This is a genomic window from Marinicellulosiphila megalodicopiae (genome assembly GCF_045862395.1).
In the GTDB taxonomy this organism is placed as follows: Bacteria; Pseudomonadota; Gammaproteobacteria; order Pseudomonadales; family Natronospirillaceae; genus Marinicellulosiphila; species Marinicellulosiphila megalodicopiae.
Genome location: NZ_AP023087.1, coordinates 3,394,147 through 3,412,523 on the forward strand (window position 1 = coordinate 3,394,147; position 18,377 = coordinate 3,412,523).

Annotated in this window: 13 protein-coding genes; all 13 read right to left on the reverse strand. The window is 33.3% G+C overall.

The window, feature by feature from the left end; genetic code table 11:
* Positions 1–2: 2 nt before the first annotated feature.
* The gene (locus TYM08_RS14525) at positions 3–842 is read right to left on the reverse strand and encodes a hypothetical protein (protein ID WP_422379870.1); all 840 of its coding nucleotides are present in this window, start codon (positions 840–842) and stop codon (positions 3–5) included.
* A gap of 11 nt (positions 843–853) precedes the next feature.
* Complete coding sequence (locus TYM08_RS14530; RefSeq protein ID WP_422379871.1) at positions 854–1,381, reverse strand: HEPN domain-containing protein; 528 nt, start codon at positions 1,379–1,381, stop codon at positions 854–856.
* Positions 1,371–2,933, reverse strand: a complete 1,563-nt coding sequence (locus TYM08_RS14535) for a VWA domain-containing protein (RefSeq protein WP_422379872.1) — start codon at positions 2,931–2,933, stop codon at positions 1,371–1,373. The genes TYM08_RS14530 and TYM08_RS14535 overlap by 11 nt, the downstream gene beginning before the upstream one ends.
* Positions 2,934–2,948: 15 nt before the next feature.
* Positions 2,949–4,427, reverse strand: a complete 1,479-nt coding sequence (locus TYM08_RS14540; RefSeq protein WP_422379873.1) for an AAA family ATPase — start codon at positions 4,425–4,427, stop codon at positions 2,949–2,951.
* A 187-nt stretch (positions 4,428–4,614) separates the two neighbouring features.
* A complete protein-coding gene (locus TYM08_RS14545; protein WP_422379874.1) occupies positions 4,615–5,736 on the reverse strand; it encodes a hypothetical protein in 1,122 nt (373 codons plus the stop codon).
* Between the two features lie 6 nt (positions 5,737–5,742).
* Complete coding sequence (locus TYM08_RS14550; RefSeq protein WP_422379875.1) at positions 5,743–7,083, reverse strand: McrC family protein; 1,341 nt, start codon at positions 7,081–7,083, stop codon at positions 5,743–5,745.
* A complete protein-coding gene (locus TYM08_RS14555) occupies positions 7,083–9,527 on the reverse strand; it encodes an McrB family protein (protein ID WP_422379876.1) in 2,445 nt (814 codons plus the stop codon). The genes TYM08_RS14550 and TYM08_RS14555 overlap by 1 nt, the downstream gene beginning before the upstream one ends.
* A 14-nt stretch (positions 9,528–9,541) precedes the next feature.
* The gene (locus TYM08_RS14560) at positions 9,542–10,450 is read right to left on the reverse strand and encodes a hypothetical protein (protein WP_422379877.1); all 909 of its coding nucleotides are present in this window, start codon (positions 10,448–10,450) and stop codon (positions 9,542–9,544) included.
* Positions 10,450–12,141 (reverse strand): AAA family ATPase, encoded by a 1,692-nt coding sequence (locus TYM08_RS14565; RefSeq protein WP_422379878.1) that lies wholly within the window; start codon positions 12,139–12,141, stop codon positions 10,450–10,452. Before TYM08_RS14565 ends, TYM08_RS14560 begins: the two co-directional genes overlap by 1 nt.
* Positions 12,142–12,144: 3 nt before the next feature.
* A complete protein-coding gene (locus tag TYM08_RS14570; protein WP_422379879.1) occupies positions 12,145–14,385 on the reverse strand; it encodes an AAA family ATPase in 2,241 nt (746 codons plus the stop codon).
* A gap of 74 nt (positions 14,386–14,459) precedes the next feature.
* Positions 14,460–15,602 (reverse strand): restriction endonuclease subunit S, encoded by a 1,143-nt coding sequence (locus TYM08_RS14575; protein ID WP_422379880.1) that lies wholly within the window; start codon positions 15,600–15,602, stop codon positions 14,460–14,462.
* Between the two features lie 87 nt (positions 15,603–15,689).
* Complete coding sequence (locus TYM08_RS14580; protein WP_422379881.1) at positions 15,690–16,763, reverse strand: PDDEXK nuclease domain-containing protein; 1,074 nt, start codon at positions 16,761–16,763, stop codon at positions 15,690–15,692.
* Positions 16,763–18,340, reverse strand: coding sequence for a type I restriction-modification system subunit M (locus tag TYM08_RS14585; protein WP_422379882.1), 1,578 nt, complete (start codon positions 18,338–18,340; stop codon positions 16,763–16,765). The genes TYM08_RS14580 and TYM08_RS14585 overlap by 1 nt, the downstream gene beginning before the upstream one ends.
* Positions 18,341–18,377: the final 37 nt, after the last annotated feature.

Sequence of the window (18,377 nt, forward strand, 5' to 3'; positions counted from 1 at the left end):
AATTATTTAGAGATTTCACGTATAAACAAATGGCCAACTGCACAATTTGGACATTCTAAAGAATGACGCTTCATATCAGACCATTTGTGCTGACATTGAGTGCATTGGTAATAATAACTTCTATATATGTCCTCCGGTAATTCAGATGGAGGGCATTTGTGCTTTTTGATTGCATCATTGAGTTTAAAACTTTCATTTGGATGATATAACCAAACCCGCTCACCATCATTAAGAATAAAATCAGATACAGCATCAGAGAATCTAAGGGATCGATCGACTTTAATCTCTTGCGATTCAAATAAATCCAAACTAATACTTAAGACGCCCATTTTTTTCTGCTTAATGGTATTGATCCCGCTAAAATCAGGGGATGGCTTTTTCTTATGTGTAAATAATATTAAAACGCTGTGAGAACCTACCCTCAAAGCATAATCAAATATTATATTATCGAAAGTCATTTTTGTTTCTACAGATTCAATTTTTAGATCAGTCGCTTCAGTAATTGTAATACTTTCATTTTTTAGTGGGCAGCATTCATATTTATGAGTCAATTCGTAATCGGCAGTTCGAAAAAATTTACCTGGTAATGATTTGGCAAGTTCCATTGCCATCATTGATACAGCTACCGCGCCACTAAAATCGCAACGATTCTCTGGGATAGCATTAATATGCTTTGAATCATGTGCAAAATGGGTTCTATTAATTGTAGAGTGCCTCGAAAGCAACGGTGCCTTACATCCAGGGCATTTACAATTACACGCTCTGCCTTTTTTAGCATCTTCTGGTTCTATTATTTCATCTGTGTCGATTTCGATTCCGAAGGGTATTAATAAGTCTGACATGGCTAAACCCGTTATAAATCTGCATCCATACAATTAACGATTTCTTTTAAAAGAACCTGACACTTTTCAACATCTTGTTTTTTAACCAAGTGACCGTCTTTTTTATCAGCTGATCGATGTACAGATTCGCCACGCAATTTAATGAAGCCATATAACTCTTTACGAACTCTCGCTGGTTCATAATTATTCCATTCCCAAGATTCCGTGATATCCCGATCAATTATTTGCTCATATAGTTTTTTAACATTATTAGGATTTGGGTTATGAAAGAACCTTAGATCCTTCTCTAATTGTGATTGTACAAATTTAAAGATCGTTGATCCCTCTAATAACTTAGAATTATCATATAAGTATTCTCTTATTCGATCCTCTACATAAGTTTCAAATGAAGTAAGTGCCATAACTAAAGAAGAGCGTTTTAGAACTTCAATTTGATTATCATCTTCTTTGTCTTTTAGAGAATCAAATATTGACATTAATTTTTCCGAATCTTTTATCGACTCATCAAATGCTATTTTTGAATTAGAACTAGTTTTCATTGCTTTTCTCTTGTATTAAATCTAACCATTGATCAAAGTGATGTAATGGGTCACAAACAGCTTTCATAGCTGATGCGTTATTACCAACTATTACCCCTTGAACCGACAAACCTTTTTCTTTTTTATAACGACGAATCTTACTTATCAGATTACTATCATTTGGGAACTCGCCATCACTCACAAGCAATAGGTCGGCGTTTACCCACTTTTTATTCTTTGTTTTCTCAAGCGCCTTATTTAATGGGCCAACAACATCTGTACCACCAGAGAATGACATGCATAAAAATGATATCAGATCATCTAAGTTATGTTTATCAAATTTCAATTCAAACTCTGCCACATCACCTGGGCCACTAAACGTGTACACATAACAGTGCCTTTTTGCTTTGGTGCATGTAATCAAACACTGCAATACAATGGCTTTGGCAATACTTTCAGGGTTACCTTGCATTGAACCTGATGTATCTAAACATATCAATATTGGGCCTTGATTCAGCTTTTTTTGTTGTTTTTTAGAGCCTGCTTCTTCTATTTTTTCTTCTACTTCGATTTTTTCAATCTCAGTACCTTGAACGGCATAGGTTACTAACGCCTCTTCAGCTCTTTTGACATGCCATAGCTTTTTAAGTGTTGGATTGGTTAATAACATTAACTCTTGAGGTAACATCCTTTGAATATTACCACTTCGTGTAATACCATTTATCTCTTCAGGTACAAAAGGAGAGCTTATCGGTTTATCAATTAACCTAATTTTAATTAAGGTTTCGCAAATTTGAACTAATCTTGATTCTTCAGATATTTTAGCTCGACCCAAAGATTGAATTACTTTTTTAAGGTCAGGAATATTCTTAATAAACTCTTGTAGCTTTACAATATTCATCCAACCATGACTTTGAAAGAAACCCCTAGATAAATCCCAGCCAATACTTGTAATTATTTTCATGTCACTAAAAAACAATGAAATTTCATTCCAAATTTCTATTTTCTCACTCCATTGTATTGAAACCAATGAATTTGAAGTGCCACTTAATTTGTTCCAAGCTTTTATTGAGGCCTGTTCAGAGATTATGGAGAGTTCTTTCTCTGTTAATTTAATGGTCTTCTTTTTTTTGTTTTTAGTTTTTTCACTGGTATTGTCAGATTGTTTAGATTTATTCTCTAATTGATTTTTCTCTGCTATTTTTGTCTCGACTAATTTCTGCGATAAATATTGAGGCTGTAACCCCTCTAAAGCATTCAGCATATCAATTATTACTGCATCAACAATTTGTTCATTATCAAAACAATATTCTAATAAACCAGTATTAGTTAATTGTGTTTGGAAATTTTTCATTACAGGTTCAGGTAACCAACCTGTGTTAAGCATATTTTCTATATTACCAGTAAGTAATGATTGTCGAATTTTGGACACTGCATTAGTACGTTGATTTAATTCACCAATAGAGTTAGTTATTACAGCAGGTAACAATGTTGAAGGTAATTGATTAAAATCCACTATTTTTTCTAAGAATTGAGATTCTAACCTATTAGCTAAAGTGGTTTTATTTTGCATAATATCCACCTTAAATCATGACTCTATTGCATTTATTGATGCTTCAATATCAATTTCTAAAGGTAGTTTTTCATAACCTTCAACTAAAGCATCACTTCTTTTCAATAATTGATTTACATCATCTATAGCATTCTGCAAACCGTTATTAGCTACCTCAATTAACGAATTATCAATCCAGATATTCGATTCAAGATTGTTACTAACATTTTTAGCTTCAAAGCTTAAATTATTCAATAAAACTGTTACTTCATTTTTTAAAGTAGTAACAGCAGTAACACGACCTTCAATGTGAGCTTTTGAATATGTTCTATCGAAATATAATGGTTCATAATTAACCATTTCTTTAATTTCTTCATTACCATATTCACTAGTCGTTTCTCTTCCATGATAATCTTTATACAATTGCTCTCCGCGGGAGTTTTTCTTAAGTAATTTTTCTTTAGATTTTGTTGTATTTGTCCCATCAGGTTTTAAATATAATAACTTACCATTCTTATCTTTTAAGTGTTCACTGCCAACACTTTCAGTTATCAATTGTTCTTCCCAAACAACTATTTGAGAAACGAGCTGGCTAGGATTAAATTCACCTGAATAACAAATCTTACTTTCAAATAATTCATTTAACTCATTATACTGTTCAGGTTTCTGCCATAAACAATGAGGGATTAACCAGCCATCGTAAATACTTACTTCTGTTTGTTCATTACTAATTGCTGCAACTTTCAACAATTTAATAATTTTTCGCCATCTTCTATCAGACACATAAATATCACTGGCATTTAGATGTGCTCTATATTCTCTACATAAATCCAATATGGATGAGCTTAATTTAACTTGCTCTGCACCTTCTTGAATGTCCTTTAAATCGTTTTGGTTTAATTTATTATCTAAACTAGGTTTGCACTTAATGGAACCTGATGTAAGTAAAGTTTCAAATGCATCATCACTAATTGGATTGACATAACTTCTTAATAAAAAACGATCGTATAACGCGGCTAATTCTTCGCCTTCTGGAAGCTCGTTACTCGCTGCTACGATAGATACAAGTGGAATATCAATACGCTGACTACCATTGTCGAACTGACGCTCATTCAATACTGTCAATAGACTATTTAAGATTGCACTGTTTGCTTTAAATATTTCATCTATAAACGCCACAGTACAGCTTGGTAAGTATCCTTGAGTTAAACGCTTGTATTGATCTTCCTCTAAGGCTTTTATTGAAAGAGGGCCAAACAATTCTTCAGGTACTGAAAATCGTGTTAATAATCTCTCGAAATAGTTTGCTTCAAAAAAAGCAGATTTTAAACGTTTTGCCAATTCACTTTTTGCAGTGCCCGGTGGGCCTAATAATAGAAGGTGTTCACCTGATATTGCTGAAAGTAGTAATAATTTAACTTGTTGTTCACGCTCAAGTAGACCTTCTTGTAGGTCTTCTATTAAGTGACTTAGCTTTTCTTTACGTGTCGTGGTTACTGCTAATTCTTTACTCATTTTACTTGTCCTATATTTATTGAGGAAAACCTCATTATATTATTTATTTTTAACTTATAGCACGCCTTGTGCCAGCATCGGAATATTTAGTTAAACCTTTGATTTATATACATAGATTACAACTATGGAGTAAATTCACCTCGGTCAGGTTTAAAAATAATAAGTTATTTTATGCTTATATAAAAATTCATATATTTATAGTAATTTTCGTATTTTTAGTGTGACCTGGCCAATTAAGTTCCAATAGATCGTTCATTCTTTCATCGTTCCAATCAATGTATTTAGTGATGAACTCTTCTGATGTACAAATAATACATGGCTTATTTATCTTTTTTGACTTAAATATTGCATTACCCTTTTGTAAAAAACCTTTGTCGTTACTAATAATAAAATCACAATTATATGCCTTCGAAATATGGTAGCCATCGTATTTTGAAGCTCTAAATCCATCATACTTTTTATTGATTTGATCATACTTATCTCTACAGTAATCGACTGAGTTTAACAAATTATAAAGCATGACAATTCTATTCTCTGTATTCATGCCTTTTTTAAATGTATCTTCTTGAATTGCTTCTAATTCATCAAATGATAATTTTTCGATCAAATAATCAACTACTTCACTCTCTTCTTTTAAATGTAGATCAGGGACTTTAACTTTATTTTCTTCGCGCATTTCTTTACTTGTGAAGTTAACCGAATCAATTTTTTCAAACATTTCGGGTTTCATATTTTTTATTTGCGAATCTATTTCGTTACTAATACTTTGCCGAATCATTTCTACATCTAATAATTCATTATATTCATTCGGTTTTTCAAAAAAGGAATCGACAGTACTCAATTGCATTTCTTTTGCTTTTTCTAATAAACTTAATAAGTTATTCATGACTGGATCTAAAGTATTTAACCCCATCAGCCCCCTCATTGATTGATCCATTACATCAGCAATATCATCAAATCCGGATCTAGTATTATCTTGTTTATTTTGTAAAAAGTTGTTCCATCTACGCCTTACAGAGTCCTCATTGTATATTAATTCTGCATCTAGAAATTTGGCATTAAATGAATCCAATAATTCAATATGCTCTTCTTTGAACCCTTCTTGCTTTACTTTATCTTTGAGTTCAATCTGATCTATTTCTTCTAAATGAATATGAGAATAACAAACATCTACTTCTTTATATTTTAGAAATTCATTCAGAATTTTTAAGCTTATAGCTCGTCTAATATCTTTAACTTCGTTAAGATTTTGATTTAGTTTTCTAGGCCTAAGTTCTGTGAGTACATTCTGATCTAAGTATATTTTCATCCCCAATTAACACCTTGTTGTTATCCATTTTTCATCAATATGCGAAAGATCGATTCTATTTTGACAGGTTTTGCTAACATCAAACGGTGCAATCCAAAGCCTTAACTTTTCTTCATTATCAAAATAAAAACTTTTCTCAATAGGATTTTCAAAATCTTCATGTTTTGGGTAGATTAATATCAGGTTACCTTCACCATTTAAATACTTATGGCCATAGGCGAACATTTGGTAAAAATCTGATTGTGATAGTCCATATTTATTTTTCGAGTCGTTTTCGTTGATCATTTTCCATTTTGTATCCAATACACATACATTATCATTTTTTCTTCCTGCTTTAATAGATTGAATCATTAAATCGGGTTTTAATTGGAATAGATCTTTATCCTTATGAATCACTAAATATTCTGAACTTGCTTGTGTTTTTAGGTTAAATCCATCCATCATTTGTTTTTTAAGTGTACTAGCAACAAAACTTTCAAATACAGCTTCCATTGGGAACAACAATGAAAAGGCTTTGTTTTTACCTTGCATGGTTAAGGGGGAGAATCCTTCTAGTATTAATCGCGCCCATGCTAGTGGTGATTCATAGTAGTTCATTGCTCGGTCAAGCTTTATGCTTGAGAAGTCTTGTTTGATGTTTTTGCTTTCAGGTATTTCTGCAAAGGCGAATAACAACTCTTGGGTCATTTTTTGATTGTTAGCACTTCGGCTATATTTGCTGACTTTTTTTAATGCGCTATGAACCAAACGGTTAACTGGGCGGTCGTGTAGGTATTCGTCGTATTCTATATAGAATTTATGTTTGTTGATGAAGTTATGCTGTATTTGTTTTCCTAGCAGTAGCTTACCTTTTAAGAAGCCTACGTTGTCTTCTTTTCGTTTGTAATCACTGCGTAAACCTCGCTTAACCAATGTATTAACTGCACCTAGAAACTGGCTTATAAATACCTCTAACAGCGGCATTTTGTTTTTTGATAGATTCGCATTTTGGGTTTGTAGGTGTCTGAATTGTTTTAATGCTTTTAACATCATCAATAAGGAGTCACGAGAGGCTTGTTTGCCTTCTTCTTTTGATTGATGTTTAGCGACCTTGGGTAATACTTCTACTTGAGTACCATCGGGTGTGAATATCACACCCGCATAGTTTTTGACCTGTAATACTTCACAGCTATCTAACTGCCTAATGCGTAAAAATCGACTTTCCGATTCATCGCATAAACATAGGTTCTTTAAGTATTGATAGGCTGATTTAGATATCTCTTCAATCACGTTAGAGGATTTTGCCTTTTCTCCACAACCTAGATAACCAAATTCAAATACTGTTTTTTGCTCTTTGACCAATAACATTAGTTTGATGCTTCATTTTTTAAATCTGAGTCTTTCTTTTCTTTTGGCAAAACATTAGTGTCATATATTGCTTGATAAGCAATTTTTTCATGCCATGCAGAATTTTCATCGTCAAAGTCGGCTAGTTTATAAGTGGTTGTTTTGTCCTCATAAGTTTCTAAACAATGATTCTTACCAAAAATATCACTGTATTTATACGTTTGTGTTTTCACGAATTCATACTGACTTAAAAGACTAGACTCTTTATGATTATCACCCAACACCAATCGAATTTTATTCCAATCTTCAAAGAAGTATTCTTCTAATAATGGGATTATTTTATTTTTGAAAACATTTTGAAGTTTAATAAACGCTTCCTTTTGATTCTGATCCTTACCATTCATTTTTTCAACAACAGGCATAAAGAACGCATGACCCAGTGTATGCTCACGATCATAAAGTACTTCAATTCGTTTATTTATTGCTTCAAGCATTTTATCTAGTTCAATGCCATTCACAATTTTTCCTGAAAATAACTCAGGTTGTGGCATCATCTCGACAAAATCAAAACGACGACGTAATGCGGTATCCATCATAGCCAATGAACGATCCGCGGTGTTCATAGTGCCAATAATGTAAAGATTATCAGGTACTGAAAATGGTTCGTTTGAATAGGGTAATACTAATTCAACGCTTTCTGGTTGGCCTTTGCGCTTAGAGGGTTCAAGTAATGTGATTAGCTCACCGAATATCTTTGAGATATTACCACGGTTGATTTCGTCGATAATTAATACGAAATTTTCCCTTTTTAATTCAGTATTAGAATCGTCGGTAATTAATTGTTTTAAAAATTTGATTAGAGCTTGGTAATAACCACTTAAACCACCTTTTAATTCACGCTCTTGATTGAAAATAGATTTTAAAGTTGACACTTTTAGCGAATGAGTAGATTTTCCAACTTTTTTATCAAATCGAATCGTTTCGTTATTAATGTCATAAATATTAATAAACGATTTTCCAGACACAGTAGGTACTTTTATTCCATTTTCTGAATCTTCTAATTGTTCAAGAAATTCATCCCAGCACATGTCAAAATTATCTGAATTTTTAACTGTCTTTGACTGACTGAACATTTTTGCTTTATCACAAATTTGCTTAAACACACCGGGCATTACATCATAACTAATTTGCCCACCTTCAGTTTGTGCACTTAATCCCTCTACAAATTGTTCGTAACCATAACTTTGATGAAAAGTCACAAAACGAATTCTGCCATCTGAAACTAACTCGTCGTATTTTTGTTTTATTTGATTACGGGTAGCATTATGTAAATCAAAAGTGGGTTCTGCAGCTTGTACAGCAGTGTCAATTGAATGGTATGTTTTACCTGTTCCTGGTGGGCCGTATAGGATTTGGTTGAGTGGCGAATTTTTCATCGAATGAATACCATTATTATTTTTAGTTTCAGAATCAATTAAGTTATCAGTTGATTCTTCATTTGTTATTTTTAACTTTTCATATAAATACCAAATAAAAGTATTAACTAATATTGGATCATTATTGGGTACACCATGTTCAGTTAACTCTCTCTTTAATGCTATATTTCTATCTATCCAATTACTTGATTGAGGAATATTTAATGAATAGCTATGATTTAGTTCATCAATAAATTTTCCCAATGCATCGTTATTTAATATTGTTGAAATTTCATCTGGATTTATTGCTGAAAAAACCCTGTTAATTACACTTCTTTTTATAGTTGTAAATTTACTGTCTTTTTTAGCTTGATTTGCCCATTTGTAAACATAACTTAAAGTTTCCGTTGTAGGTAACTCTAATATTCTTTTAGTAATATCAGGGAGTTCTGGCAATAATTTATTGTATTCTTTTTCACTTAAACTACCGGGGCTGACTGAAGAGACTCCGTTTTTAACTGTTTTCCATAAATTCTTTATAAACGGTAGGTCAAATTCTTCAGGCTGATTATTCTTATATTTTAAAACTTGTTCATAAACCTGATTATATTGTTTAATCCACTCTGAACTTGGGTTTTTTATATAAATTTCAAATAGTTCAATAAGACTTAAATCATCATTAACTTTATCAATTTTATATCCATATTTATCAACATAATTAATAAAAATATCAATATTATTTTTGCTCCATTGATTTGATACTAATACTTTATCTCCGCCATTGGTAGTTAAAATATCATCCGAATTTTCAAAAAATCGTTTTTTTGCATCATTACTATTGGTTTTTCTTATTTTATGCTGATCTTGGGAAATGAGACATTCATTATTAGAAAGCTTCTTTTTTGAAAACTCATTTAGTATCTCTTCTAATTTTGGATTATTATCTTCAATGTACTTCCTAATTACAGCTAAAACCAATTGACCTTTACCATACACTGCATTATTAAACTTATATTTTGAATTATCTTTACTATTAGATTGGTTTTTCATTTTTATTCCTGGTTTTATATATTTGTAGTTGATCGAGAAACCACTTCAAAAGTATTATTTTCTACAAATTGATCCCATTTTTTATAAAAAATTTCACTTTTCAATAATACAGCATCATCAGTTTTGAACTCCTCACCTTTAATGCCTATACCATGCCCTAACATAACACCTCCATGTTCAGTTAATACACACCTATTATGAAATTCATCACTATTATCATTCTCAGTTAATTCATAAACATCTATAGTAAAATTTTCAACACATTCACTAAGACCTTTAATAATTTCATCGCTTACGTAGTCTGCGTTTGGGTTATCTCCCTTTTTACTTTTTTGAAAATAAACAATTACTTTAGGTAATTCGTTATTAATCCTACCCATTTTAATATCATTAATAAGTATCTGGATTTGTTTAATGAAATCTGAAGTCCAGCCATATGGATCTATAATTACTATTTTCTTAGTTGATAAACTAAATAAATTTGAAATTACAGATGAAATCCCATCACTTGTTCTTTGTATACTTTTCTGATCTTTATGATGCCATAAGCTTTCTAGATCATACATTGAACTTAAAGTGACGCTTCTTTGAATCCCTAATGAGGTATTAGTTAGAACAACACCAAAGGGTTTTTGGTTACTTTCATGTACCACTTTTTTTACCCAATCTTTTTCATTTGAACAATTACCGCTTCGTAAAACTAATGATTTAATTAAATAATTCACCATTTCAATATAACGTTTGTTTTCATCTGGTCCATTTTCTAATAAATATGTTCTTAATTTATTAGGTTTCCCTTTAGGGAAACTGCTGAAAATTCTAGGGCTACCTAATCCATATTTATCAAAAAACTCACGAAAATCTCTTGTATTCTTAGACCATTCAATAATTATTTCAGGTTCAATTGCATATTCATAAATCATTACATCAACTCATCTCTGCGCTCTGAAAAAAACCCTTTTGGCCAACGATCTATAAACTCTCCATCATCATCAATTCTTAATTTTTTAACCTGCACACCATTTTCAGATGGATCTAAATAAACAATCGATACATCTTTTGTAGAAACTGGTTTAATTCCATCAGGTAACTCACCATCTGTTGTTTGGCGTATTCTTTTAAGTAGTCTTAATATTAGGTGTTCGCTGTGGGTTTCTATTAGAAATGATTTGTTGTTTCTGTTTTCTAGAAATAGATCTGCTAGCTCTACTTGTAAACGAGGGTGTATGTGTAATTCGGGTTGTTCTATGCTTACAAAATTTAGGTTGTCATATATGGATGCAACCAACAACGGGAGCATTTGAGATATTCCTGTGCCTAATTGATTTGAAAACAAATAATGTCCAGTTTGTTTTTCATAGAATCTTACTATTTGTTTGTTTAGCACATTATTATTTGTTGGTGTTTCTAAATTTATGCTTTTTGCCAAACTATCGGACTTTAATTCATAACCTGTTTTTAATTTATTTTCACCCAGCCAATGAGAGCACTTGGACAGTAATTGTTCTATTTTATTTTCTTTATTGGGTGATTTGTATATTAAATCCCATGCAGCTGTTCCATCAAACCATGCTTTTTGTTCAATGTTTGCATTAGGCAAAAAATTGCTATCAGGAATTATTCTTATTGGTCCAATCGCTGCATTTTTCTTGAGTATTTTTTTCAAATGATCGAAAGGTTTTAAACAGGTTAATGTAAATATATTATTTAACATTCGATAATTGACATATATTTCATTAGGCTCTAATTCTGAACCTTTAAAAGAGTTTGAAAAATCACATAATGTGTTTGGAATAGATCCAAAACCTTCACATTTTATAGGGATTGGTGGAATAAATAATTCAAATATTGAAGTGGTTTTATTTTCTTCAATGTCAATTTTAGTATTATTATCTGGTAACATTGCAAGTGAATGATTCTCAAGGGCTTGTTCAAATTCACTTAAATCAATTCCTAACTTCGTAAACTTATCAGCTTTACTTATTTTTGATTCCGGATAATCGAAAAAACTTTCTTTCATATCTGCCACTGTCCATTTACTCATGCTTTGTTCAAATTCATTTAGCAAAAGATTATGGCGTGTATTTAGTTCAATAATTTTAGTGTCTTTACCATTAGGTGAGGATTCAATACGAGCATAAAATTTATTATTCAACCAAATTCTAGCGTTTTTCACAAAAGCAGTTTCAGATTGTTTAGACCAAGCTATTTCTAGTTCGATTTCAAACGCATTAATATCAGCGGCCACATCATTAAGTTCAATTGTTTTTTCCACACCAAATAGTGATGATAAATAGTCATAATCTTCATCGTCCGCCCCAAAAATATCAATATTACTTAATTCTGCTTTTAAACTAATTCTTATAGTCTTATCAAGATCACCACCATTAACTAATGACTGGAATCCACCAATTCTATTATTCCCTGAAGCGTCCAAAGTCTGAGGGTCGCAATGGCCTTTTTCTAAAATCTGTTGTACGTAAGCCAAAGCCATCAAAATAGAACTTTTACCCACACTGTTTGGGCCTACCAATACAGTGACTTGGGATAGATCTATAGTTTGAGTGTCTTTGAATGATCTAAAGTTTGTTAATGATATTTTTGTTAGTTTCATTTTTTATATACCCAGCTCAGTAATTATTTCTTCATCTATACATTCGACCACACCTGCCATCATATTGTAATGTCCAATTTGACCCGCTTTATCGAAAATATCTTGAAAAACTTGAAGATATACTTCATTTGTTTGTGTACCTTGATTTATGTATAAATCATCATGTATCGAATGAGACCCATCGTTTGTCCATGAAAACAGGGATTGGCAAATAATTTTTTCGCGCCCATCAAAAAGATCACATATTTCATCTTTTTTCATCCCACCCCACATCGTAAAATAGTTTTCTAAAATTCTGCGTAATGTATTCTGTAGGTTAATACTTGATACATTTGATGATGCTACATCTTCCCACAACAATTCATATGCAGTTTGTATTGGATTGGTCTCGCAACGTAAAACTATTGAACCTTCACCTGTTTTTTTAACCTGCCAGAAACTCTCTTCACTTAAAAGATTTCCGGGTTTTCTTTTTTGATTAAAAGAAATTTCTTTATGAAAATACACATTATGCGTGAGAATGAATAACTGTTTAATCTGTGAGTTTTTATTCCTAACTTCTTCCATAACACCTTTTATTAAACTACTCACAATATATAGAATATCGCTATCTAATGATGAAATAGGATCATCAAATACCACTATGCGACTTGATGTTAAACCAGTTGATGACTGTGCACCTTTTATTAGATAGTAAAAATATAAAAATGAAATAAAAGTCTTTTCACCTTCACTGAGTGAATGACTTGCATCATCACCATTGGAGCGAATAATCCGATAGTGTTTGCTTTCATCAGTTTCACCAAGTGAAAATGAATGAAAACCAAACTTTCTCAATAAATCGTTAATGGCTTTTATCGTTGGTTGAATTGAAGTAGTTTGTTTTTCTAATTCTTTAACTTGATTTTGTAACAAAAGAAGTCTTCTTTCTGTATCTTCAAGGCCTTTTTCCATTCCAGAAATAGTTGCATCTAAGCGCTTTTTTGAGTTTGTGTATTGTTTCAAGTCTGCACTTAATTCATTTAGAATAAAGCTCCAAATCTGAGCAATTAACGTTTGTTTCTCACTCTTTATATTTGTTATTGTTGTATTATGAGTGTTGGTAGCTGTATTTGCTTCAGTTACAAATTTTTGTAATTTAGTTAATATTGGTTCAATTTTTTCTAATTCTATTTTTCTACTCGGTTCTTCTAGTTTTTTTGCCAATTTATCCTGGTTATTTTTTAAGCTTTGACGGAGTAATTGAACCTGAGAATCAAATAATTCTGAATTCAGAAATGTATTATTTAGATCTATATTTTTTTGTATATCTGTTATTAATTGATCATATGCACTTTGGTAATTTGATTGTAAATTTTTGATTATTTGAATGTCATCATCATATGCTTCGCTAAAGAATTCAGATAAATTATTAGCAAAGTGCTGATCCGTTGATTGCTGGCAAAATGGACAGGTATCTTGTTCATGATATTTAAGTCCTTGCTTCACCCAATCACTATTGCCTAATCGTTCAATTAATGAAGCAATGTCAACATCTTGATTTCCGACAATAACTTTTTGAAGTATTAAATTCGACTCAGTGTTAATAATTTCATCAGCACACAGCTCTTCAAGTAACGATTCAGAAGTAGCATTTTCTAAAAACACGGTTTGCGCTTTTTCTTTTATAGTCTCAAGATCGTGTAATTCAGCAGTATTGATTTCAACTTCGGATAATACTTTTAGTTTAAATCGTTCTTTATTACCACGTACACTTGATTCTGCAAATGCCTTTTCAAAATATGAGTCATGTAACTCTTTTTGTTTCCAGCATTTTTCTTTTAATACTGGCTCTAAGTCGGTTAACTCTTTTCGTTTGCCTAAAATACCATCATCACCGTCCAATTGAATATTTAAGCTAGTGATTTTTTCTTCTTCTTTTTCAATTTTAGGTTTTAATTGAGCAATTTTTCGTTCAGCTTCAACCTGATTTTCACCTAAAGTGAATACACCTTGCAAAGGCCCATCTTGATTAAAGTTACTATCTACAAAATCTTGGTTGTAAACCATCGTCTCAAGCTGGACTCCACCATTCCAAATTAACTGGCAATGCTCATGCCCCATCAGTTGGGCAATGACACGACTAATGGTTGTTTTTCCTGTGCCATTAGAGCCAAAAATATAATTGATGGCACGAAGATCGCTGAGTACTGCCATTTCCTGATACGTGGCAACAGGTGGGTTGATTTGAATTTCGCTAATCATAATATTCCCTTAGATACAGTTTGAAAAAATTTAGCAGGATTAAATTTCAACATCCTGATAAGAATACTGCCAGTTTAAAGCTCTCCTCGAAAGGCTTTTTGATTTAGGCAACTGAATAAACTTTCACTCTCATGAAGATCATTTTCAACTTTCCCTTTCATTACAATAATTGCTCTTACTATTTTTGAAAGCTTTTTTTGTCGACTGTATTCAGGAAGACAAAATTCAAAACTAGCCAATTCTGCTTGATTTAACTTCGGGATACTTGCTCTATCAGGAAGTGTTTTGGTGTAGGTTGTAAATATATTTGATAATAGAAGTAACCAAATAAATTCCCTAGTTGTTTTTCCTTCAATTGGTTTTATTGGATACATATCTGCAGAACAAAGACCAATACTATTAGCCAGAGCACATTTTTTTAAGTAAGGTCGTATTTTTGAATAAAGCACATAACTCTCATCAAATAGAAATTTTTTACTTATTAGCTTCTCCTCTCTTGCTGTTAGAGCAGGTAATAATCTACCCGTTCCTTTCTCAATTCGATCCGGCCCAAAATGTAGTAAATCAATATATTCTGGCCCTCTAGGGTCAACCATTTTTGCATCCAAAGTTACGACCTCACCAAATCTAGTCATTTTATCTTTTGATAAATCACCAAACATTTCCAAAAACACTGAGCGTAAAAAGTCGTCGGCTAGTTGAATGGCTTGCTGGCGTTTTCGGCGGATTGAATCTGCTTTGTCGAGAATGGCTGCGATTCTTTTTTGTTCGGCTAGTGGGGGGAATATTATTTTTGTTGATTTAATCATTCCTTGATTAATATTTGGTTGAGCACCGCCAAATGCATTGTTAATAAATTCAGGAACTTTATTTAACAATGCATAATATACATATTTAGGAAATGCTTTTTCTTCATCTGGAATAATATTGCATACTGCTTGATTAGTAGCGGCATCTATCCCTAGCAATGCCATTCGGCCAACAGTTGCGCCATACATTGCTAATAAAATCGCACCACTCTTTACTAATTTTGCACTGCTTTTTTCTATAGCTTCTGGAGTAATAAATTCCGATGCTTGAGTCACAACATTTTCTCTTAAATCACCAGACTTGATCCATGGAATCGACCCATTATAAAATTCACTTTTATTTCTAGAAGGAGTACCACCACTTCCTGTAGAACAGAACTCTTCAATAGCAACTAAAGGCCAACTCATAGCAAAACCTCCAATTCATCAATCCCATTCTTCAACCCCTGAATGTCCATTTCAAATTCCATCACCCCAATCAAACTATCTTTAAATTTATTGCTCATCTTCGTCCCCTAATTCTTTTGCTAATTCTTGTTCTATCACTTCAATACTCGGCAAGCTTGTTTTTAAATTGTCTGGTAGGGCTTGGGTGAGTTGGTATTCTGACACTCCGATGGGTGTCTCAATGCCTTTTAATGCATATTCGGCAACGAGCTTGTCTTTTTTACGGCAAAGCAATAAACCTACGGTGGCTTGGTCGTTGTCTTTTTTTAATTGGGCGTCTACTGCGTTGATGTAAAAGTTGAGTTTGCCCGCGTGCTCGGGTTCGAATTCGGTGGTTTTTAATTCGATTACCACGTAACAATGCAGCTGGGTATGGTAAAACAATAAATCTAGGTAGAAGTCTTTTTCTCCCACATTTACGGGTACCTGTCTGCCCATGTACGCAAAGCCAGCGCCTAATTCTAATAAGAATTGAGTGATGTGTTTGACCAACCCTTTTTCAAGTTCTCGCTCGTTGTAATTGTCCGTTAAACTTAAAAAGTCAAACACATAAGGGTCTTTAAGGCTTTGTTTGGCTAAATCCGATTGTAGCGGTGGTAAGGTTTGTTCAAAGTTGGTGATTGCATTTGCTTTACGCTGGTATAAACCCGATTCAATTTGATGAATTAATACGGTTCGACTCCAGCCTTGTTTTTGTGTGTTTGTGATATAAAAATGCGCTTCTTGATCGCTTTGGCATTTACTGATGATGGCGATATTGTGACCCCAAGGAATTTGACATAATTGGGCAACAGCTTGTTGCCCAATTAAAGGGGAGGCTGACCAAAATACACACCACTGGCGTATGTATTTTAAATTACGCACAGAAAAGCCTTTAATATCAGGGAATTCATGCATTAAATCTTGGCTGAGTTGGTTTAAAAATCCGTCGCCCCAGGTACTGCTTTGTTGTTTTTCAACAATTTGCTCACCTAACTGCCAATAGAATTGTAACAACTCTTGGTTCACTCGCACCGATGCTTGTAAACGTGTTTGCACAAACGTTTTTTTAAGTTGGGTTAACCAACTTTTATAGTCTTTGTCTTTTGTCAAATGTGAGGGGGTAATGTTTGATGAAGGCATTACAACATTGCCTCTAATTCATTCAAATCTTTTAAAATATCATTTTCCAATGCTTTTAATTTTTTCAAAATCACTTTAGGCGATTCAAATACTTCTTCTGTATAAACCACTTCTTTGTAGCGGTTAATCGAAAGATCGTATTTATTGCTGACGATGTCTTTTTTGTCGACTACAAAAGCCTGTTGTTGTTTGTCACCAAAGGCTTTGTTTATTTTATTGGCTGTCGCGTTGCTTTCTACTAACTTGCGATATTGTTTCCACTTTGAAATAGCGTCGGGTAAGTCGTTACTGTTTTCGCCTTTTAGTTCAGTTCTTTTATCGTCAAGAGAAAACCCATCGGCTTGTAAATCGTAAAACCAAACTCGCTCGGTGGTGCCACCTTTGGTGAATAACATGATGGCGGTGCTGACACCTGCATAAGGTTTGAAGACACCGCTAGGTAAACTGATGATGCCTTCGAGTTGGTTGTTTTCGATTAGCTCTTCTCGTAGTTGTTGATGGGCTTTTGATGAACCAAATAATACGCCGTCGGGTACGATGACTGCGGCGCGGCCACCAATTTTTAACATGCGTAATATTAATGCTGTGAATAATAATTCTGTTTTTTTGGTTTTAACGGTGCGTAATAATTCGGGTGCGACGTCTTCGTCGTCTAGGCTGCCTTTAAAAGGTGGGTTGGCTAAGATTAAATCAAACCCTTCTTTGGCTTCGTTTGGAAATTTTTCGCTAAAGCGCTGGCTTAGGGTGTCTTGATAATGAATGTCGGGTTCTGCTACGCCGTGCATGACTAAGTTCATGGCGGCTATTCGTAGCATGGTGGCATCAAAATCAAACCCGTGAAACATGTCGGTGTCTATGTGTTTGCGATGGGGAGTTAACAGGTCTCCTGTGTAGATGGTTTGTTTGGATTCTACGCCTTTGTCGTCTACTGTGGTTTCTTGAATGGTGCCGTCTTCAGAGCTGTATTTTTCGAGCATGAATTCGTACACAGTGCTTAAGAAACCAGCTGTACCACAGGCTGGGTCACAAATACGATCGGTTGCGCTTGGGTCCATTAAATCGACAATTGCACGGATGATGTGGCGTGGTGTACGAAATTGACCGTTGATGCCTGCGGTGGTTAATTTACTTAATAGGTATTCGTATAAATCGCCTTTGGTGTCGCTTTTGTCTAAGGGCAATTCGTTAATCATGCTTACGGCTTTGACCAAAAGTGAGGGTTTTTGCAACATGAATTGTGCGTCTTTCATGAATTCGCCAAATAACGAATCACTGGATGCGGTTTGTTTGAAGTATGGAAATAATTCGTCGCGTACCACTAAAAAAAGCTGATCGGCTGATTCAACATGTATCAGGTTCTGCCAGCGTAAATGTTGCTGGTCTTCTGTAAACCTAGAATTAAAAGATTGCTTTGTACGTGCTGCGCGTTTTTCGTCTGTGGTTTCGTTCATGTCTAATAAACGGGCATACATTAAAAACGTGACTTGCTCGATGACGGTTAATGGATTGGTGATACCACCGGTCCAGAACTCTTCCCATAATTTGTCGATTTTGCTTTTTAGTTGGCTTGTAATCATTTACTTCTCTTCTTTTTAATGTGGCTTAAATAAGCTT